At 70.1% G+C, this 16,177-nt stretch carries 13 protein-coding genes; 8 read left to right on the plus strand and 5 right to left on the minus strand.

What is annotated here, in order from left to right; genetic code table 11:
• Nucleotides 1–130 precede the first annotated feature (130 nt).
• Nucleotides 131–1,105 (plus strand): phenylacetic acid degradation operon negative regulatory protein PaaX, encoded by a 975-nt coding sequence (paaX, locus tag Tharo_RS00470; RefSeq protein WP_107219518.1) that lies wholly within the window; start codon nucleotides 131–133, stop codon nucleotides 1,103–1,105.
• Nucleotides 1,106–1,160: 55 nt separating this feature from the next.
• On the opposite strand, the gene Tharo_RS00475 is transcribed toward paaX, so the two are convergent.
• From Tharo_RS00475 to fdhD, 4 genes are read right to left on the minus strand one after another with little or no spacing between them, the layout of a single operon-like run.
• Complete coding sequence (locus tag Tharo_RS00475) at nucleotides 1,161–2,063, minus strand: DmsC/YnfH family molybdoenzyme membrane anchor subunit (RefSeq protein ID WP_107219519.1); 903 nt, start codon at nucleotides 2,061–2,063, stop codon at nucleotides 1,161–1,163.
• Entirely contained in the window at nucleotides 2,060–2,707 is a 648-nt protein-coding gene (locus Tharo_RS00480; protein ID WP_107219520.1) for a 4Fe-4S dicluster domain-containing protein, read from the minus strand. The genes Tharo_RS00475 and Tharo_RS00480 overlap by 4 nt, the downstream gene beginning before the upstream one ends.
• Nucleotides 2,704–5,457, minus strand: coding sequence for a molybdopterin-dependent oxidoreductase (locus tag Tharo_RS00485; RefSeq protein WP_107219521.1), 2,754 nt, complete (start codon nucleotides 5,455–5,457; stop codon nucleotides 2,704–2,706). The genes Tharo_RS00480 and Tharo_RS00485 overlap by 4 nt, the downstream gene beginning before the upstream one ends.
• Nucleotides 5,458–5,471: 14 nt before the next feature.
• Entirely contained in the window at nucleotides 5,472–6,293 is an 822-nt protein-coding gene (gene fdhD / locus Tharo_RS00490) for a formate dehydrogenase accessory sulfurtransferase FdhD (protein WP_107219522.1), read from the minus strand.
• 383 nt (nucleotides 6,294–6,676) lie between these two features.
• Here fdhD and Tharo_RS00495 point away from each other — a divergent pair, with 383 nt between their 5' ends.
• The 3 genes from Tharo_RS00495 (at nucleotide 6,677) to Tharo_RS00505 (ending at nucleotide 10,240) form a co-directional block, all read left to right on the plus strand.
• Entirely contained in the window at nucleotides 6,677–7,774 is a 1,098-nt protein-coding gene (locus Tharo_RS00495) for a substrate-binding domain-containing protein (RefSeq protein ID WP_107219523.1), read from the plus strand.
• A gap of 88 nt (nucleotides 7,775–7,862) precedes the next feature.
• Nucleotides 7,863–9,065: an acyl-CoA dehydrogenase family protein gene (locus Tharo_RS00500; protein WP_245880961.1), complete on the plus strand. Its 1,203-nt coding sequence runs from the start codon at nucleotides 7,863–7,865 to the stop codon at nucleotides 9,063–9,065.
• Nucleotides 9,066–9,076: 11 nt separating this feature from the next.
• Complete coding sequence (locus Tharo_RS00505; protein WP_107219525.1) at nucleotides 9,077–10,240, plus strand: acyl-CoA dehydrogenase family protein; 1,164 nt, start codon at nucleotides 9,077–9,079, stop codon at nucleotides 10,238–10,240.
• Between the two features lie 50 nt (nucleotides 10,241–10,290).
• Here Tharo_RS00505 and Tharo_RS00510 read toward each other — a convergent pair whose 3' ends face one another.
• Nucleotides 10,291–11,505, minus strand: coding sequence for an MFS transporter (locus Tharo_RS00510; RefSeq protein ID WP_107219526.1), 1,215 nt, complete (start codon nucleotides 11,503–11,505; stop codon nucleotides 10,291–10,293).
• Between the two features lie 382 nt (nucleotides 11,506–11,887).
• On the opposite strand from Tharo_RS00510, the gene mnmG reads away from it, so the two are divergent.
• The 4 genes from mnmG (at nucleotide 11,888) to Tharo_RS00530 (ending at nucleotide 16,176) form a co-directional block, all read left to right on the plus strand.
• Nucleotides 11,888–13,819, plus strand: coding sequence for a tRNA uridine-5-carboxymethylaminomethyl(34) synthesis enzyme MnmG (gene mnmG, locus Tharo_RS00515; RefSeq protein WP_107222261.1), 1,932 nt, complete (start codon nucleotides 11,888–11,890; stop codon nucleotides 13,817–13,819).
• The gene (gene rsmG, locus Tharo_RS00520) at nucleotides 13,816–14,472 is read left to right on the plus strand and encodes a 16S rRNA (guanine(527)-N(7))-methyltransferase RsmG (protein WP_107219527.1); all 657 of its coding nucleotides are present in this window, start codon (nucleotides 13,816–13,818) and stop codon (nucleotides 14,470–14,472) included. Before mnmG ends, rsmG begins: the two co-directional genes overlap by 4 nt.
• Before the next feature lie 68 nt (nucleotides 14,473–14,540).
• A complete protein-coding gene (locus Tharo_RS00525; protein WP_107219528.1) occupies nucleotides 14,541–15,311 on the plus strand; it encodes a ParA family protein in 771 nt (256 codons plus the stop codon).
• A 13-nt stretch (nucleotides 15,312–15,324) separates the two neighbouring features.
• The gene (locus Tharo_RS00530; RefSeq protein WP_107219529.1) at nucleotides 15,325–16,176 is read left to right on the plus strand and encodes a ParB/RepB/Spo0J family partition protein; all 852 of its coding nucleotides are present in this window, start codon (nucleotides 15,325–15,327) and stop codon (nucleotides 16,174–16,176) included.
• The last annotated feature ends 1 nt before the right edge of the window (nucleotide 16,177 follow it).

The following is a 16,177-nucleotide window of genomic DNA, read 5'->3' on the forward strand; positions in this document are numbered from 1 at the left end:
GTGCCCGGGGGCGGCGCTGCTCGTTGGCCGGGGGTTTTGGTGGTCTGCGATTGAAACCGTAGAATCGAGGGCCGCCTTCCCCGCGCTTGCAGCCCGCACGGCCCGCCGTGCCCACTCAACGGACAACTGGATGAAAAGCCGCGTCATCGATCGCTGGATCAACGACTACCTGAGCGAGCGCCGGGTCAGCGCCAATTCGCTGATCATCACCGTCTACGGGGATCTGATCGCCGCGCACGGGGGCGGCGTCTGGCTCAGCGACTTCATCCGCCTGGTCGAGCCGCTGGGGCTGAACGAGCGCGTGGTCAGGACCAGCGTGTACCGGCTGGTGCAGGACGACTGGCTGGTGTCCGAACAGGTCGGGCGGCGCAGCTATTACCGTCTGACGCCGTCCGGTCTGCGCCGCGCCGACCATGCCTCGCGCCGGATCTACGACGTGCGCTGCGTGGAGTGGGACGGCCGGTGGCAGATCGTGATCCTGCCCGCGACCCTGTCCGTGCGCCTGCGCGATGCCTTGCGCCGCGAACTGTCGTGGGCCGGATACGGCGCGGTGGCGCCGGGCGTGCTTGTCCGGCCCTCGTCCGATTCGGCGACCCTGATGGAAATCCTCGACGGCACCGGCACGCGCGACAAGGTGGTGCCGCTCGACGCCCGCAGCCTCGACGCGCTGACCGGCCTGCCGCTCAAGGATCTGGCCCGGGAATGCTGGGATCTGGAGGCGATCGGCGCCACCTACGATGAATTCATCGCGCGCTTCCGCCCCGTGCTGCGCACCCTGAGCGCCGCCCGCAGCCTCGATCCCGAACAATGCTTCCTGGTCCAGACCCTGCTGATGCACGAGTTCCGCCGCGTCCTGCTGCACGATCCGCAGCTGCCGGCGCAGATGACGCCGAACAAATGGAGCGGCGCGCTGGCCCGCAACCTGTGCCAGTCCCTGTACCGGCTGACCTACCGTCTCGCCCAGCAGCACCTGCTGGCGCTGTGCGAGACGCCGAGCGGGCCGCTGCCGCCCCCTTCGCCGGACTTTTACCGGCGCTTCGGCGGCCTCGGCGATGTGGCTGGCGACGTGGCCGACGACGTCGCCGGGATCGCCGTCGCGCCGTAGCGAGACGCCCCGCTCCGCCCCCGCCCGGGGGCGGAGCGGGGCGGCGGGCCGTTTGTCAGCGCCCGCTCCAGCCCGGTTTGACTGCCGGTCCGGGCGTACCGCGGCCGCGTACCGGCAGGTGTTTGAGGGCGATTCCCTGGGTGAATGCGGCACGCCGGACCAGGGTGTACTTGAACAACCAGCCGCCGCCGACCGCCATCAGTCCGGCGAGGATGCAGGCGGCCGTCGCCCCTGGTACGCCGATCGCTGCCGCGATGGCGGAAGCGGCCGGCACGAGGTGGCCGAACAGCACGAAACGGCGCTCGATCGCGGTGAGCGCCTGCAGGCTGCCGAGCGGGGCGCCGTCGGCCTCGAGGCCGGCGAGATAACGCTTCCACAGCCACAGACGGGCGAGCAGGGCGAGGATCAGGACGAGCGCGGCCACCGGCAGCAGGCGCGGCGGCAGAACTGGCGCGGTGACGGCGAGCAGGCCGGCGCCTTCGGCGAGACCGGTGGCCACCACCACGGCCGCGCAGCGCGGATGGCGCCAGGCCGGGATGCCTTTGTCTGCAGCCAGGATGCGCGCCTGGCTATAGAGAAAGGCCAGCCCGCACAGCCCGGCGAGCAGCGGCAGCGCCGGATGGAGGCCGGCGACGGCAAGCGCGCCGGAAATGAAGAGCAGCGGCGCCACCGAAGCTTCGCGCGTCATCCACGAGGTGCGCAGGTGACGGAAGACGTTGAGCGCGCGCCATGGGCGGCCGATTTCGAGCCATACGCAGAACAGCCCGGTGCCCACCAGCAGCAGGCCGGCACCGATCAGATGGCGCACTTCGGCGCCGGCGAGGTGGGCGAGCGCGGCCACGAACAGCAGGCCGCCGCCCGCTCCCCCGCAGACGAAGTTGCCCGCGGCGCGCCAGTCCCAGTTTTGCTGCCGGCGGGGCGCCAGATGGCCGGCGGGTCTTTGCTGAACGTGTTTCATGCCTGATCCCAGAGGTAATACACGCTGGGCCCGGTGCCGAGCTCCTCGTGCATGCGGAAATGCTGTGTTTCGGCGAGCAGCCGGCTGACCGCGCTGTCGGGGTCGTCGAGGTCACCGAATGCCATCGCCCCGGAAATGCAGGAGTTGACGCAGGCCGGAGTGACTTCCGGGTCGCGGCCCGGAATGCGCCCGCTGCGCGCGGCCTCGTCGATGCGGTCCTTGCAGAAGGTGCATTTGGTTGCCACCGAAATGCGTGCCGGGTCGAAGCGCACCGCTTCCGAGGCGATCGGCTGGTCACCGTAGGCGAAGCGCGCTTCGTGCACGATCGAGCGCGCCTCGTAGGGGCAGGCCATGATGCAGTTCGCACAACCGATGCAGACGTCGTAGTCGATGGCGACCAGGCCGTCGCCGCGTTTCTGCGTGGCCTGGGTCGGGCACACTTCCTCGCACGGTGGGTTCTCGCAATGCATGCAGGCCATCGGCAGGAAGCTGCGCCGCACGTCGGGGAACTTGCCGGTTTCGAGGTCGAGCACGCGCCGCCATTGCACCCCGGGCGGGGTGGCGTTGGCGTTCTTGCACGCGGCGGTGCAGGTCTGGCAGCCGACGCAGCGGCGCAGGTCGATGGTCATCACATAGCGGCTCATTGCGCTTGCCTCCCGGAAATGCGGCGAATGGCGACGCGGACGATGTCGGCACCCGAGCCGGTGGCGTCGGTGAGTTCCATCGACATCGGTGCGATCGTGTTCAGGCTGGGCATGCCGAAGTCCTTGGCGAAGGGAGTGGCCCAGTGGTCGAACTGGCCGATGATCACCAGCGTGTCGGGGCGGATGCCGTTCGCCAGCACCGCCTTGCCGTAGGTGGCGCCGATGTGCGAGCGGATCTCGACGCGGTCGCCGTCGGCGATGCCGTACTGCTTGGCGGTGTCGGCGTTCATGATCACTCCGGCGTGGCCGCGCACGTTCTGCGCGACTTCGCGCATCAGCGCGATGCTGACGTTGCCGCCGGTGTGGTATTGCATGCTCTTGGTCGCCAGCAGCCACAGCGGGAAGTCTTCCGCCTTCGCCCCGCTATCGACCAGGGCCTTCTCCCAGCGCCCGGGCACGTCGTGCCATTCGGGCAGCGCGGTGTATTCGGAGAGCTGTTCGTCCCACCAGTGCATCCGATTCTCGTGCAGGCGGTTGCCGAGTTCGCGGCCGATGCGCAGCAGGCGTTCCTGGTAGGGCAGCTCGTAGCGCAGCCCCTTTTCCGCCAGGGTCGGGGTCAGGTACCAGGCTTTCTGCGACATCGGCACGGTGTAGAAGCCGTGCTCCTTGAACCAGGCCAGGTCGAGCGTTTCGCGTCCGCCGGAAAGCTCGGCCGAGGCGGCGCGGCAGACGGCGTCCCAGATCGTGTCGACGCCGTGTTCGCGCGCCGGGTCGAGGCTGAAATCGTAGCCTTCGCCTTTCAGTGCCGACACTCCGCCGGCACCGCGGTTGAGCGCCTTGTTGTAGGCCTCGAGCAGCCCGGTGCGGCGCGCCAGTTCGGTGCTGATCCAGGTGAAGTCGCGCGTCTCGCCCTGCGGCTCGACCGCCGGCTGGCGCAGGACGACGCCGCGCGCGGTCCAGAACTGCTCGACGAACTTGGTGCCGCCGACCCGGATCATCTGCAGCGATTCGAGGTCGGTGGCCTCGGGCAGCAGCAGGTCGGCGAAGAAGTTGGTCTCGTCGATCGTGTACGCGAACGACACCGTGAACGGGAAGGTGGCGATGGTGTCGACCAGGGCCTGGGTGTCCCAGAACGAGATCGCCGGATTGGAACGGTAGATGAACCACATCTCGGGCATCGTCGGTGTCGGCAGGTTCCAGTCCTGCGGCACTTCGCGCTGGAACATCCACGCCAGCTGGGTCGGCCCCAGGGCCTGGCTCCAGGCCGAGTTGCCGACGATCGGCACCAGGGTGCGGTGGGCGTTGCGCCCGGTGGGCTGGGCGACCCAGTGTTCCTTGTCGGTGGGGTTGAACTTCTGCGCCATGAAGCCGTCCTCGCCGGCGACGACGCTGAGGTGGCGGTCGTCGTGCGGGCGGTTCAGGCGCACGGTGGTGCCGAGCGTGCCACCGGGAACTTCGAGCGCCCCCACCAGGGTGGCGAGCACGGTGCGTGCCCAGCAGCACTCGAATGCGCCCCAGCCGTTGTTGACCGATTTGCCCAGGGTCACCGCCACCGGGCGCAGCGGCAGGGTCGCGCCGTCGATCTCGATGGTGCCGCCGATGCCGGCGTTGTCGAGGAACTCGCCGGCGATGCGGCGGATCGTGTCGGCCGGAATGTCGCAGACCTGCGCCGCCCATTCCGGGCTGTATTTGCCCATGTGTTCGACGAGCTTGACGAAGGCCGGGACACCGTCGACTTCGGTGAGGGGGCGGCGCGCGTCGTCGGCGTCGACGCTGATCGCCGCGGCGACGCGGAAGCGGCCCTCCAGCGCCGGCACCGCGCCCGGCGTATCGAAGGGCACGGCGCGCGCGCTGGTGCAGTCCCAGACCAGCGGCTTGGCGCTGTCCGGGTCGCGCAGGTAGAGCCCATCCGGTCCCACCAGGTAGGGCGAGGAGGTGCGATCGCGCAGGAAGGGCAGGTCGAGCCGGGCGAGTCCGTGTTCGCACACCATCACATGGATCAGGGCGAACATGAAGGCGGGGTCGGTCTTGGGGCGGATCGGCACCCATTCGGCCGAACAGGCGCCGGTGATCGAGAGGTGGGGTTCGACCTGCACGCGCTTGTAGCCGCGCACCCGCGCCTGGGCGTGGCGGGTGACCGCGCACGGACCGCCGGAGGCTTCGACGTTGCTGCCGATCGAGATCACGTAGCGGGTCAGCGGGGTGTCGGCGGCGACGGTGAATGCACGATGCCAGAACTCGCCGTACAGGTGCTCGGAATGCACGCACTTGACTCCCTGGCCGGAGCCGAAGCTGAAGTCGATCGGCCCCCAGGCGGCGAGGAAGGCGGGGAGGGTGCCCATGTACATCGCCGGTGTGCCGCCGTGGCCGAAGCTGGCCGCGACCCGCGGCAGGCCGGACTCGTCGATCAGGCCCTTGGCGCGGATCGCGTTGAGCTTGTCGGCCATGATGCCGAGCGCCTCGTCCCACGAGATCGGCACGAAGCCCGGATCCTCGTTGCGCCCCTTCTTCGGATTGGTGCGCTTCATCGGCTGCAGGATGCGGTGCGGGTTGTAGGTTTTCTGCACCAGACCGTGCGCTTTGACGCACACCCGTCCGCGCGCCGGATGGACGTCGGCGGCGGCGAAGTTGGGCTCGACCTCGGTGGCCACACCGTCGACCACTTTCACGGTCATGAAGTCGGGGCCGGCCACGCAGTTGTAGCAGTAGGTGGGAACGTTCCGCACCGTCCGGGGGGTTTCGCTGGTCATCACAGGGCCTCGTTTCAGTGGATCCGTTGGGGGTGGGAATAAACGCTGTGGCGGGCATCGCGGGCGAAGCCGACGAGGGTCACGCCGGCGGCCTGAGCCACGCGCACCGCCATCCCGGTGGGCGCCGAGCGCGCGGCGATCAGCGGAATGCCGACCGCCGCTGCCTTCTGCACGATCTCGTAGCTGGCGCGGCTGGTCATGAGCACGAAGCCGTCGCCGAAACCGCCGCCCTGTGCGGCGACGGCGCCGATCAGCTTGTCGAGCGCGTTGTGGCGGCCGACGTCCTCGCGCACCAGCGCGACGCTGCCGTCGAGCCGGCACCAGGCCGCGCCATGGACCGCGCCGGTGAGGTGGAACAGGGGCTGGAGGGCGTGCAATCCGGATTGCGCGCGCAGCAGCGCGCCGGAGGCCACGGCGGTGGCGGCGCTGCTCCGGTTCGGGCACGGGCGCTGCAGCAATTGTTCGAGACTTTCGATGCCGCACAGGCCGCAGCCGGTGCGTCCGGCCAGCGCGCGGCGCCGGGTGCGCATGTGCGCAAAACGCTCGCCGGCCAGGTGCATGCGGATTTCACAGCCGCTGCCGTGCTCGATGACGTCGATGTCGTAGAGCTCGCCCGGGCGCTCGATGATGCCTTCGCTGAGGCTGAAGCCGAGGGCGAAATCGTCCAGGTCCTGCGGCGTGGCCAGCATCACCGCCTGCGAGAAACCGTTGTAGACCAGGGCGACCGGGGTCTCCTCGGCGACGGTGTCTTCGGCGTGCACCGTGTCGCCGCCGCTCCAGCGCTCGACGCCGTAGCGGCCATGTGTCTCCGTCACCGGATAGGAACTCGTATGCATAGCAAACTCCGTTTTTGAAACGTCTTCTGCAACTCGATGCGCGCTTTTGATGCGCGGTTTTTTCATGATACAAATTAACAAACGAAAATCAACGTTTATGTATCAAGTTAAAAAAACTGCTTATTTTTCATCGAACTGCATTCTGTATTTTTGCGGTGCTTGGTTTGCGGTTGGCTTTTTCGGTATGCAATCCGGTGCATAGGAAAACGCCTCCCGAGAAGCGTCCGGGAGCGCCGCTCCGGCCCCGATCGATTGTCGTCGGGCACGAACGGATCGGCCGGCAATGACGCTGCCCGCGCTCGGCGCGGCGTCGATGACGGCCGGAATGCGGTACCCTGCGCGCAGTCCTGCGGAGGGCTGCAGGGCGGTGATGAGCCGGAAACATGCACAGAGTCAGACTGAATTACGTCCTCGGCGGCAGCGCTGGCAGCGCGCCGATCCGCAATCCCCTGCTCGATCTGCTGCAGGCGGTGCGCGAGCAGGGTTCGATCTCGGCCGCGGCGCGCACGCTGGGGTTGTCCTACCGCCATGTCTGGGGCGAGCTCAAGCGCTGGGAAAGCGAGCTCGGCCAGCCCCTGATCCTGTGGGAGAAGGGCCAGGCGGCGCGCTTGAGCGAGTTCGGCGCCAAGCTGCTGTGGGCCGAGCGCCAGGCTCAGGCACGGCTGTTGCCGCAGATTGAGGCCCTGCGCGCCGACCTCGAACGCGCCTTCGCGGTGGCCTTCGACGATTCGGCGCACGTGCTGACCTTCTACGCCAGCCACGACGAGGCGCTCGCCGCGCTGCGCGAGCACGCGCGCGGCGAGCGCCTGCACCTGGACATCCGCTTCACCGGCAGCGTCGATGCGATCCGCGCGCTCAACGAAGGGCGGTGCACGATGGCGGGCTTCCACACCCGGCTGGCGCCTTCACCCGACTCGCTGTCGCGGCGCACCTACAAGCCGCTGCTGCGCCCCGGCCAGCACAAGCTGATCGGCTTCGCGCGGCGCACCCAGGGGCTGATCGTGGCGCCGGGCAATCCGCTCGGCCTGCATGCGCTCGCCGATCTGGTCGCGCGCGAGGCGCGCTTCATCAACCGGGTGCGGGGCACCGGCACCCGGGTGCTGGTCGACGAGCTGCTCGCCGAAGCCGGGATCGATCCTGCGGCGCTGCCGGGCTACGGCCGTGAGGAGCCTTCGCATGCCGCGATCGCCCAGGCGGTGGCGAGCGGCGACGCCGATGCCGGCCTCGGCATCGAAGCCAGCGCGCGTGCGCGCGGCCTCGGCTTCGTCCCCCTGGCCGAGGAGAACTACTATCTCGCCTGCCTCAAGAGCAGCCTCGAGCAGCCCGCCACCCGCGCCCTGCTCGCCCTCCTCGCGACCCCCGCCTGGCAGCGCCGCCTCGCCGCCCTGCCCGGCTATGCGCCGATGTCGAGCGGTGCGGTGCTGTCGATGAGCCGGGTGCTGCCGTGGTGGCGGTTCGCGCGGCGGGGGGCGGCCGCCTGACACCGGCCGGCTTGCGGGCCGGGAAAGAACAGAACCGTGCGGACGGCACCGGCCTGCTTCGGCGGGAGGCGCCGTCGGCGCCGAAAGGATGACGATGGACCTGGATTTCACTGCCGAAGAACGGGCGTTCCGCGACGAAGTGCGCAGCTTCCTGCGCGATCACCTACCCGCCGCCGTGCGCCACAAAGTGCTGAACGGCATCTACCTCGAGCGCGAAGACTATCTCGCCTGGCAGCGCGTGCTCCATGCGCGCGGCTGGGGCGGGCCGTCGTGGCCGGTCGCGTTCGGCGGCACCGGCTGGGGTCCGGTGCGCCAGTACCTGTTCGACGAGGCCTGCGCCGAAGCCGGCGCGCCGCGGCTGGTGCCGTTCGGGCTGAAGATGGTGGCTCCGGTGTTGATGGCGTTCGGCAGCGCGGCGCAGCAGCAGCGCTTCCTGCCGCCGATCCTGGCGGGCGAGGCGTGGTGGTGCCAGGGTTATTCCGAACCGGGGGCCGGCTCCGACCTCGCCGCGCTGCGGACACGGGCGGTGCGCGACGGCGAGCATTACGTGGTCGATGGGCAGAAGACCTGGACCACGTTCGCCCACTACGCCGACTGGATGTTCTGCCTGGTGCGCACCGACCCCGCGGCCAAGCCTCAGCGCGGGATCTCCTTCCTGCTCATCGACATGCGCTCGCCCGGCATCCGCGTGCGCCCGATCCGCACCCTCGACGGCGCGCACGAGGTCAACGAAGTGTGGCTGGAAGGCGTCCGCGTGCCGCTGGCCAACCTTGTCGGCGAGGAAAACCGCGGCTGGACCTACGCCAAGTTCCTCCTCGGCCACGAGCGCAGCAACATCGCCGGGATCGGCATCGCCCGCCGCGAGCTGGCGCGGCTGAAGCGTCTCGCCCGCAGCGAGAGCTGCGACGGCCGCCCGCTGCTCGAGGCGCCGCTGTTCGCCGCCCGCGTCGCGCGCGTCGAAATCGAACTGATGGCGCTCGAGATCACCAACCTGCGCGTGCTCTCGGCCGAAGCCGAGCAGCGCGCGCCGGGAGTGGAAGCTTCGATCCTGAAGATCCGCGGCAGCGAGATCCAGCAGGAGATCTTCGCCCTGATGACCGAGGCGCTCGGCCTCCAGGCGCTGCCCTACGACCGCGAGGCGATGGCGGCCGGCTACGCCGGCGACTCCCCGCTGCCGGTCCATGCGCGCACCCCGACTGCGCAGTATCTGAACATGCGCAAGCTGTCGATCTACGGCGGCTCGAACGAGATCCAGCGCAACCTCATCGCCCGCAGCATGCTGGGCCTGTAAGGAGCGAGGCGATGGACTTTTCCTTCACCGACGAACAGCTGCTGCTGCGCGACACCGCGGCGCGCTTCATCGCCCGCGAATACGGCTTCGACACCCGGCGCGCGATCCTGGGCAGCGCTGGCGGCGAGCGTGGCGCGCGGGAGGCCGGCCTCTGGCGCACGCTGGCCGAGCTGGGGCTGCTGGCGCTGCGGGTGCCGGAGGAAGACGGCGGCGTGGGCGGCGGCGCGGTCGACACCTTGCTGGTGATGTCCGCCTTCGGCAAGGGCCTGTTCGCCGAGCCCTATCTCGCCAGCGCGGTGCTGGCCACGGAGGCGATCGTCCGCCTCGGCACCCCCGCCCAGCGCCGCCGCTGGCTGCGGCCGATGGCGGCGGGGACGCTGATCGCCGCCTTCGCCCATGACGAGCGCGGCACCCGCGGCGATGCGCTGGCGCTGGCGACGCGCGCGACCCGGGTCGGTGCCGGCTATCTGCTCGAGGGCCACAAGACGGTGGTCGAGCACGGCGCGCGCGCCGACCTGCTGCTGGTGTCGGCGCGCACCGACGGCGGCGGGGTGGCGCTGTTCGCCCTCGGGCGCGAGACCCCCGGCCTGCGCCTGGCGGCGTATCCGACGGTCGATGGCGGCGGGGCGGCGGACGTGTTCCTCGACCAGGTCTACCTGCCGGCGTCGGCCCGTCTCGGAGATGGTGAGAGTGAGGGCGAGGGGGGCGCTGAGGGCGATGCCGCCGAAGCTCTGCTCGCGGTGCTCGACAGCGGGCTGGCGGCGGTGTGCGGGGAGGCGGTCGGGGTGCTCGAACGCAGCCTCGATGCGACCGTCGAATACATCCGCGCGCGCACCCAGTTCGGCGCGCCGATCGCCACTTTCCAGGTCCTGCAGCACCGCATCGCCGACATGCGGATCCATCTCGAGCAGGCGCGTTCGATGGCTTGCCTCGCCGCCGCGCGCGCGGGCGCAGGGACGGCGGCGGAGCGGGCGCGGGCGATGTCGGCGGCGAAGGTGGTGGTGGGCGAGGCCTGCCGCTTCGTCGGCGAGCAGGCGGTCCAGCTCCACGGCGGGATGGGCATGACCGAAGAGCTCGATATCGCGCACGGCTTCCGCCGCCTGTTCGCGATCGAGAAGCGCTTCGGCTCGACCCAGGACCACCTGGCGCGCTTTGCCCGGCTGCTCGCGGCCTGAGCAAGGCCGCCGGCGGGCGCGGGGAGGCGCAGCCCGGGAGCGGGGGGCGCTCAGGCCGGCGCCAGGCGGCGCGTCACCTTCGCTTCGCGGATCGGCAGGTTGACCAGCGCGGCCATGCCCGCGAGCGCGATGTCGGCGTACCACATCCAGCTGAAATCGCCGAACTCGACGAGCGCCAGGCCGCCGAGCCAGGCGCCGAGGAAGCCGCCGGTCTGGTGCGACAGCAGGGTGAGGCCGAACAGCGTGCCGAGGTAGCGCACGCCGAACAGCTTGCCGACGATCGCCGCGGTCGGCGGCACCGTCGCCAGCCAGGTGAAGCCGAGGCCGGCGGCGAACAGGTAGAAGGTCCATTCGGTGCGCGGCATCATCAGGTAGGCGGCGACCAGCAGCGCGCGCGAAGCGTACATCGCGGCGAGGATGTGCTTGCTGCGGTAGCGCGACACGCAGGCCCCGGCGTAGAGGCTGCCGGCGATGTTGGCCAGGCCGATGATGGCCAGCGACCAGCTCGCCACCGTGGGCGGCAGGCCGCACAGCTCGACTTCGCCTGGCAGGTGGGTGACGAGAAAGGCGATGTGGAAGCCGCAGGTGAAAAACCCCAGATGCAGCAGGCGGTAGCTGCGGTCCTTGAGCGCGTCGCCGATCGCCCGCAGCACGCCGTGGTCGGCCTCGGCGTGCGCCACCGGGGGGGCGCCGGCGCGCGTCAGGCGGCCGATCAGCGGCAGCGCGGCCAGCGTCATCAGCGCCATCGCCCACATCGCGCCCATCCAGCCCACGGTCTGGATCAGCTTCTGCAGGATCGGGGCGAACAGGAACTGGCCGAAGGAGCCGCCGGCGTTGATCACGCCCGAGGCGGTGCCGCGCGCTTCGAGCGGAATGCGCTGGGCGGCAGCGCCGATCAGCACCGAGAAGCTGGCCGCGCCGGAACCCATCGCCGTCATCAGCCCGATCGTCAGCACGAGGCCGAAGGCGGAGTCGATGAAGGGCGTGATCGCGCTGCCGAGCGCGAGCAGCAGCAGCGCGCCGACCAGCACCGGGCGGGCGCCGTAGCGGTCGGCGACGGCGCCCGCCACCGGCTGGACCGCCCCCCAGACGAACTGGGCCACCGCCATCGCCAGGCTGATGGTGGCGATTCCCAGCCCGGTGGCGGTGTTGAGCGGGCCGACGAAGAGACCCATCGACTGGCGTGCGCCCATCGTCACCAGCAGGATGCCGGCCGCGGCGAGGGTGGTCAGGAGGACGTCACGGGAGTCGAGCGAACGGAACATGGGGAGGCATCCGGAGCCGCGATCGGCGTTGAAGTATCGGCCCGCACTATAGTGGCCGGGGGCGCCGCCGGATAGCCTCGGGTGGTCCCGCTCGGCGGCCCGGGCTGCGGGGCGCGGCGCTCGTGCCGGCGTTGCCGGCTCCCGGGCGCCGGGCGGAACGGCGGTGCCGATCCCGCCCGCGGCCGGTGCGGGCGCCGATATGGGCGCCGATACGGCCCCGGCGATCGTGCACGGGGCCCCTCACGGATCCTTCGATGCAAAGATAAACCAATGTTTCAGCATGATTATTTCGTGAAACACGGCGCGCGCGGACTAGGCTTCGGGCGCGCTTCGGCGTAGAATCGCGCCCCTTCTCCACCAGCTTTCCGGCGCGGCGCGCATGATGCTCTACCCCACCCGTTTCGACGTCATCGTGGTCGGCGGCGGTCACGCCGGGACCGAGGCCGCGCTCGCCGCGGCGCGCATGGGGGCGGCCACGCTGCTGCTCACCCACAACCTCGAGACCCTCGGCGCGATGAGCTGCAACCCGTCGATCGGCGGCATCGGCAAGGGCCACCTGGTGAAGGAGGTCGATGCGCTGGGCGGGGCGATGGCCGCCGCCACTGACGAGGGCGGGATCCAGTTCCGCATCCTCAACGCCTCCAAGGGGCCGGCGGTGCGCGCCACCCGCGCCCAGGCCGACCGCGTGCTGTACAAGGCGGCGATCCGGACGCGGCTGGAGAACCAGCCCAAGCTGTGGCTGTTCCAGCAGGCGGTCGACGACCTCACCGTGGTCGGCGACCGCGTCACCGGGGTGGTGACCCAGATCGGCCTGCGCTTCGAGGCGCAGGCGGTGGTGCTGACCGCGGGCACCTTCCTCAACGGCCTGATCCACGTCGGCCTCGAACACTACCCGGCGGGGCGTGCCGGCGATCCGCCGGCGAGCTCGCTCGGCGCGCGCCTGAAGGAGCTGAAGCTGCCGCAGGGGCGGCTGAAGACCGGCACCCCGCCGCGCCTGGATGCGCGCACGATCGACTTCTCGGTGATGACGGTGCAGCCGGGCGACGACCCGGTGCCGGTGTTCAGCTTCCTCGGCCACCCCGGCCAGCATCCGCGCCAACTGCCGTGCTGGATGACGCAGACCAACGCGCGCACCCACGACATCATCCGTGCCAACCTCGACCGCTCGCCGATGTATTCCGGCGTGATCGAAGGCGTGGGGCCGCGCTACTGCCCGTCGATCGAGGACAAGATCCACCGCTTCGCCGACAAGGACAACCACAACATCTTCCTCGAGCCCGAAGGCCTGACGACCCACGAGATTTATCCAAACGGGATTTCCACCTCGCTCCCCTTCGACGTCCAGCTCGAGCTCGTGCGCTCGATGCGCGGGCTGGAGAACGCCCACATCCTGCGCCCCGGCTACGCCATCGAGTACGACTACTTCGACCCGCGCAACCTCAAGTCCAGCCTGGAAACGAAGTCGATCGCCGGGCTGTTCTTCGCCGGCCAGATCAACGGCACCACCGGCTACGAGGAAGCGGCCGCGCAGGGCCTGCTCGCCGGCGCCAACGCCGCGCTCCAGGCGCAGGGGCGGGCGCCGTGGTGCCCGCGCCGCGACGAGGCCTACCTCGGCGTGCTGGTGGACGACCTCATCACCCGCGGCGTGGCCGAGCCCTACCGCATGTTCACCTCGCGCGCCGAGTACCGCTTGAGCCTGCGCGAGGACAACGCCGACCTGCGCCTGACCACGAAGGGGCGCGAACTCGGCCTGGTGGATGACGCGCGCTGGGCGGCATTCTGCGCCAAGCGCGAAGCGATCGAGCGCGGCACCGCCGAACTGAAGGCCGCCTGGGCGCGGCCGGAGGCGATTCCGGCGGCCGAGCAGGAGCGCGTGCTGGGCAAGGCGCTCGAGCGCGAGCAGCGCTACTTCGAGCTGCTGCGCCGGCCGCAGACCGCCTACGCCGCGCTGATGAGCCTGCCCGGCGCGCCGGATGCGCCCGAGACCGACCCGCAGGTGATCGAGCAGATCGAGATCGCCGCCAAGTACCAAGGCTACATCGACCGCCAGCAGGACGAAGTCGCCAGGCAGGCCCAGGCCGAGGCCACCCGCCTGCCGGCCGACCTCGACTATGCCCAGGTGCGCGGGCTGTCGAAGGAAGTGCAGCAAAAGCTCACCCAGCACAAGCCGGAGACCATCGGCCAGGCGAGCCGGATCCAGGGGGTGACGCCGGCGGCGATCTCGCTGCTGCTGGTGTGGCTCAAGCGCCGCGAGCTGGCGGCGCGCGCCGGCGCGGCAGAACAAGCGCCCCCGGCGCGGAGGCCGGCGGCATGAGCGGACGTCTCGCCCCCTGCGCCGCCCAGCTCGCCGAAGGCATCGCCGGGCTGGGCCTCGTGCTGGCGCAGGAAACCGTCGACCTCCTGCTCGCTTTCGGCGAGCTGCTGCTGAAGTGGAACAAGGTCTACAACCTGACCGCGATCCGCAGTCCGCAGGAGCTCGTCACCCACCACCTGCTCGACGCACTCGCGGTGCTGCCCCACCTGGCGGCGGTGAATCGGCTTGCCGACATCGGCTCCGGCGGCGGCCTGCCCGGGGTGGTGCTGGCGATCGTGCGTCCCGCCCTGATCGTGACCTCGATCGAGACCGTGGGCAAGAAGGCGAGCTTCCAGCAGCAGGCGAAGATCGAGCTCGGCCTGGGCAACTTCGGCGTGCTGCACCAGCGCGTCGAGCAGGTGCGCGCCGCGGCGCTGCCCGGCGGCGCGGCCGACGGGGTGATCTCGCGCGCGTTCTCCAGCCTGGCCGATTTCGTCACCCTCTCCGGCCACCTCGTCGCCGAAGGCGGCGCGCTGTACGCGATGAAGGGACTGCGCCCGGACGCCGAGATCGCCGCCCTCCCGGCGGGCTGGGCGGTGAGCGCGATCCATCCGCTGGAAGTGCCCGGCCTCGGTGCCGAGCGTCATCTGCTGGTCATCCGCCGCGCGCCATGATGGGCGCGGAAACGATCGCGCCGCGGCGCGCCGTCCAACCCTTGCCAACGGAGTAGCCCGAATCGACCATGGCCAAGATCTTCTGCGTCGCCAACCAGAAAGGCGGGGTGGGCAAGACCACCACCTGCGTCAACCTCGCCGCCGCCCTCCACCGTGCCGGCCAGCGCACCTTGCTGATCGATCTCGATCCGCAGGGCAACGCAACGATGGGCAGCGGAATCGACAAGCGCAGCCTGAAGAACTCGGTCTATCCGCTGCTGGTCGGCCTGGTCGACCTTGCCGGCGCGCGGGTGAGCTCGCCTTCGGGGGGCTACGACGTGCTCCCGGCCAACCGCGACCTTGCCGGCGCCGAAGTCGAGCTGGTCAATCTCGAACAGCGTGAAAAGCGCCTGCGCAATGCGCTCGCCGCCTTCCACGACGAGTACGACTTCGTCCTCATCGATTGCCCGCCGTCGCTGTCGATGCTGACCCTCAACGGCCTGTGCTGCGCCCATGGCGTCATCATTCCGATGCAGTGCGAGTATTACGCGCTGGAGGGGCTGTCCGATCTGGTCAACACGATCAAGAAGGTGCACGCCAACCTCAACCGCGAGCTCAAGATCATCGGCCTGCTGCGGGTCATGTTCGATCCCCGGGTGACCCTGCAGCAGCAGGTCTCGGCTCAGCTCGAAAGCCATTTCGGCGACAAGGTGTTCCGCGCCATCGTGCCGCGCAACGTGCGCCTGGCCGAGGCGCCCAGCCACGGCATGCCCGGGGTTGTGTTCGACAAGGCGTCGAAGGGGGCGCAGGCCTACATGGCTTTCGCCCACGAGATGATCGAGCGCGCGAAAACTTTCTGAGCCCGACAAGACCATGAACAAACCCAGACTGAAGGGCCTCGGCCGCGGACTCGATGCGCTGCTCGCGGCCAACCACGAAGACGAGGCCGAAAAAGGCGCGCTGCAATCCTTGCCGACGATCGCCCTGCAGCCCGGCCGCTACCAGCCGCGCACCCGGATGGACCCGGGCTCGCTGGAGGAGCTGGCGGCCTCGATCAAGGTCCAGGGGGTGATGCAGCCGATCCTGGTGCGCCCGGTGGACGCCGACGCCTACGAGATCATCGCCGGCGAACGGCGCTGGCGCGCGGCGCGGATCGCCGGCCTCGTCGAAGTGCCCTGCCTGGTGCGCGAGATTCCCGACGAGGCGGCGCTGGCAATGTCGCTGATCGAGAACATCCAGCGCGAGGATCTCAACCCGCTCGAGGAGGCCGGCGGCATCCAGCGCCTGATCGACGAGTTCGCGATGACCCACCAGCAGGCCGCCGATGCCGTCGGCCGCTCGCGCCCGGCGGCGTCCAACCTGCTGCGCCTGCTCAACCTCGCCCAGCCGGTGCAGGAGCTGCTGATGGCCGGCGACATCGACATGGGGCACGCGCGCGCGCTGCTGCCGCTCGACGGTGCCGGCCAGATCCAGCTCGCCAACCAGGTCGCCGCCCGCCAGCTGTCGGTGCGCGATACCGAGCGCCTGGTGCAGCAGGTCCTCCATCCGCGCCAGAAAAAGCCTGCGCCCCAGCCCGACCGCGACCTGCTGCGGCTCGAGGAGGAAATCGCAGACGCGATCGGAGCCACGGTGAAGATCAAGGCCAACAAGAAGGGTGCGGGCGAAGTGATGATCCGCTTCGCCAGCCTCGACCAGCTCGACGGCCTGCTCGGCCGCCTGCGCTGAA

It is taken from the genome of Thauera aromatica K172, from assembly GCF_003030465.1.
Lineage (GTDB): Bacteria > Pseudomonadota > Gammaproteobacteria > Burkholderiales > Rhodocyclaceae > Thauera > Thauera aromatica.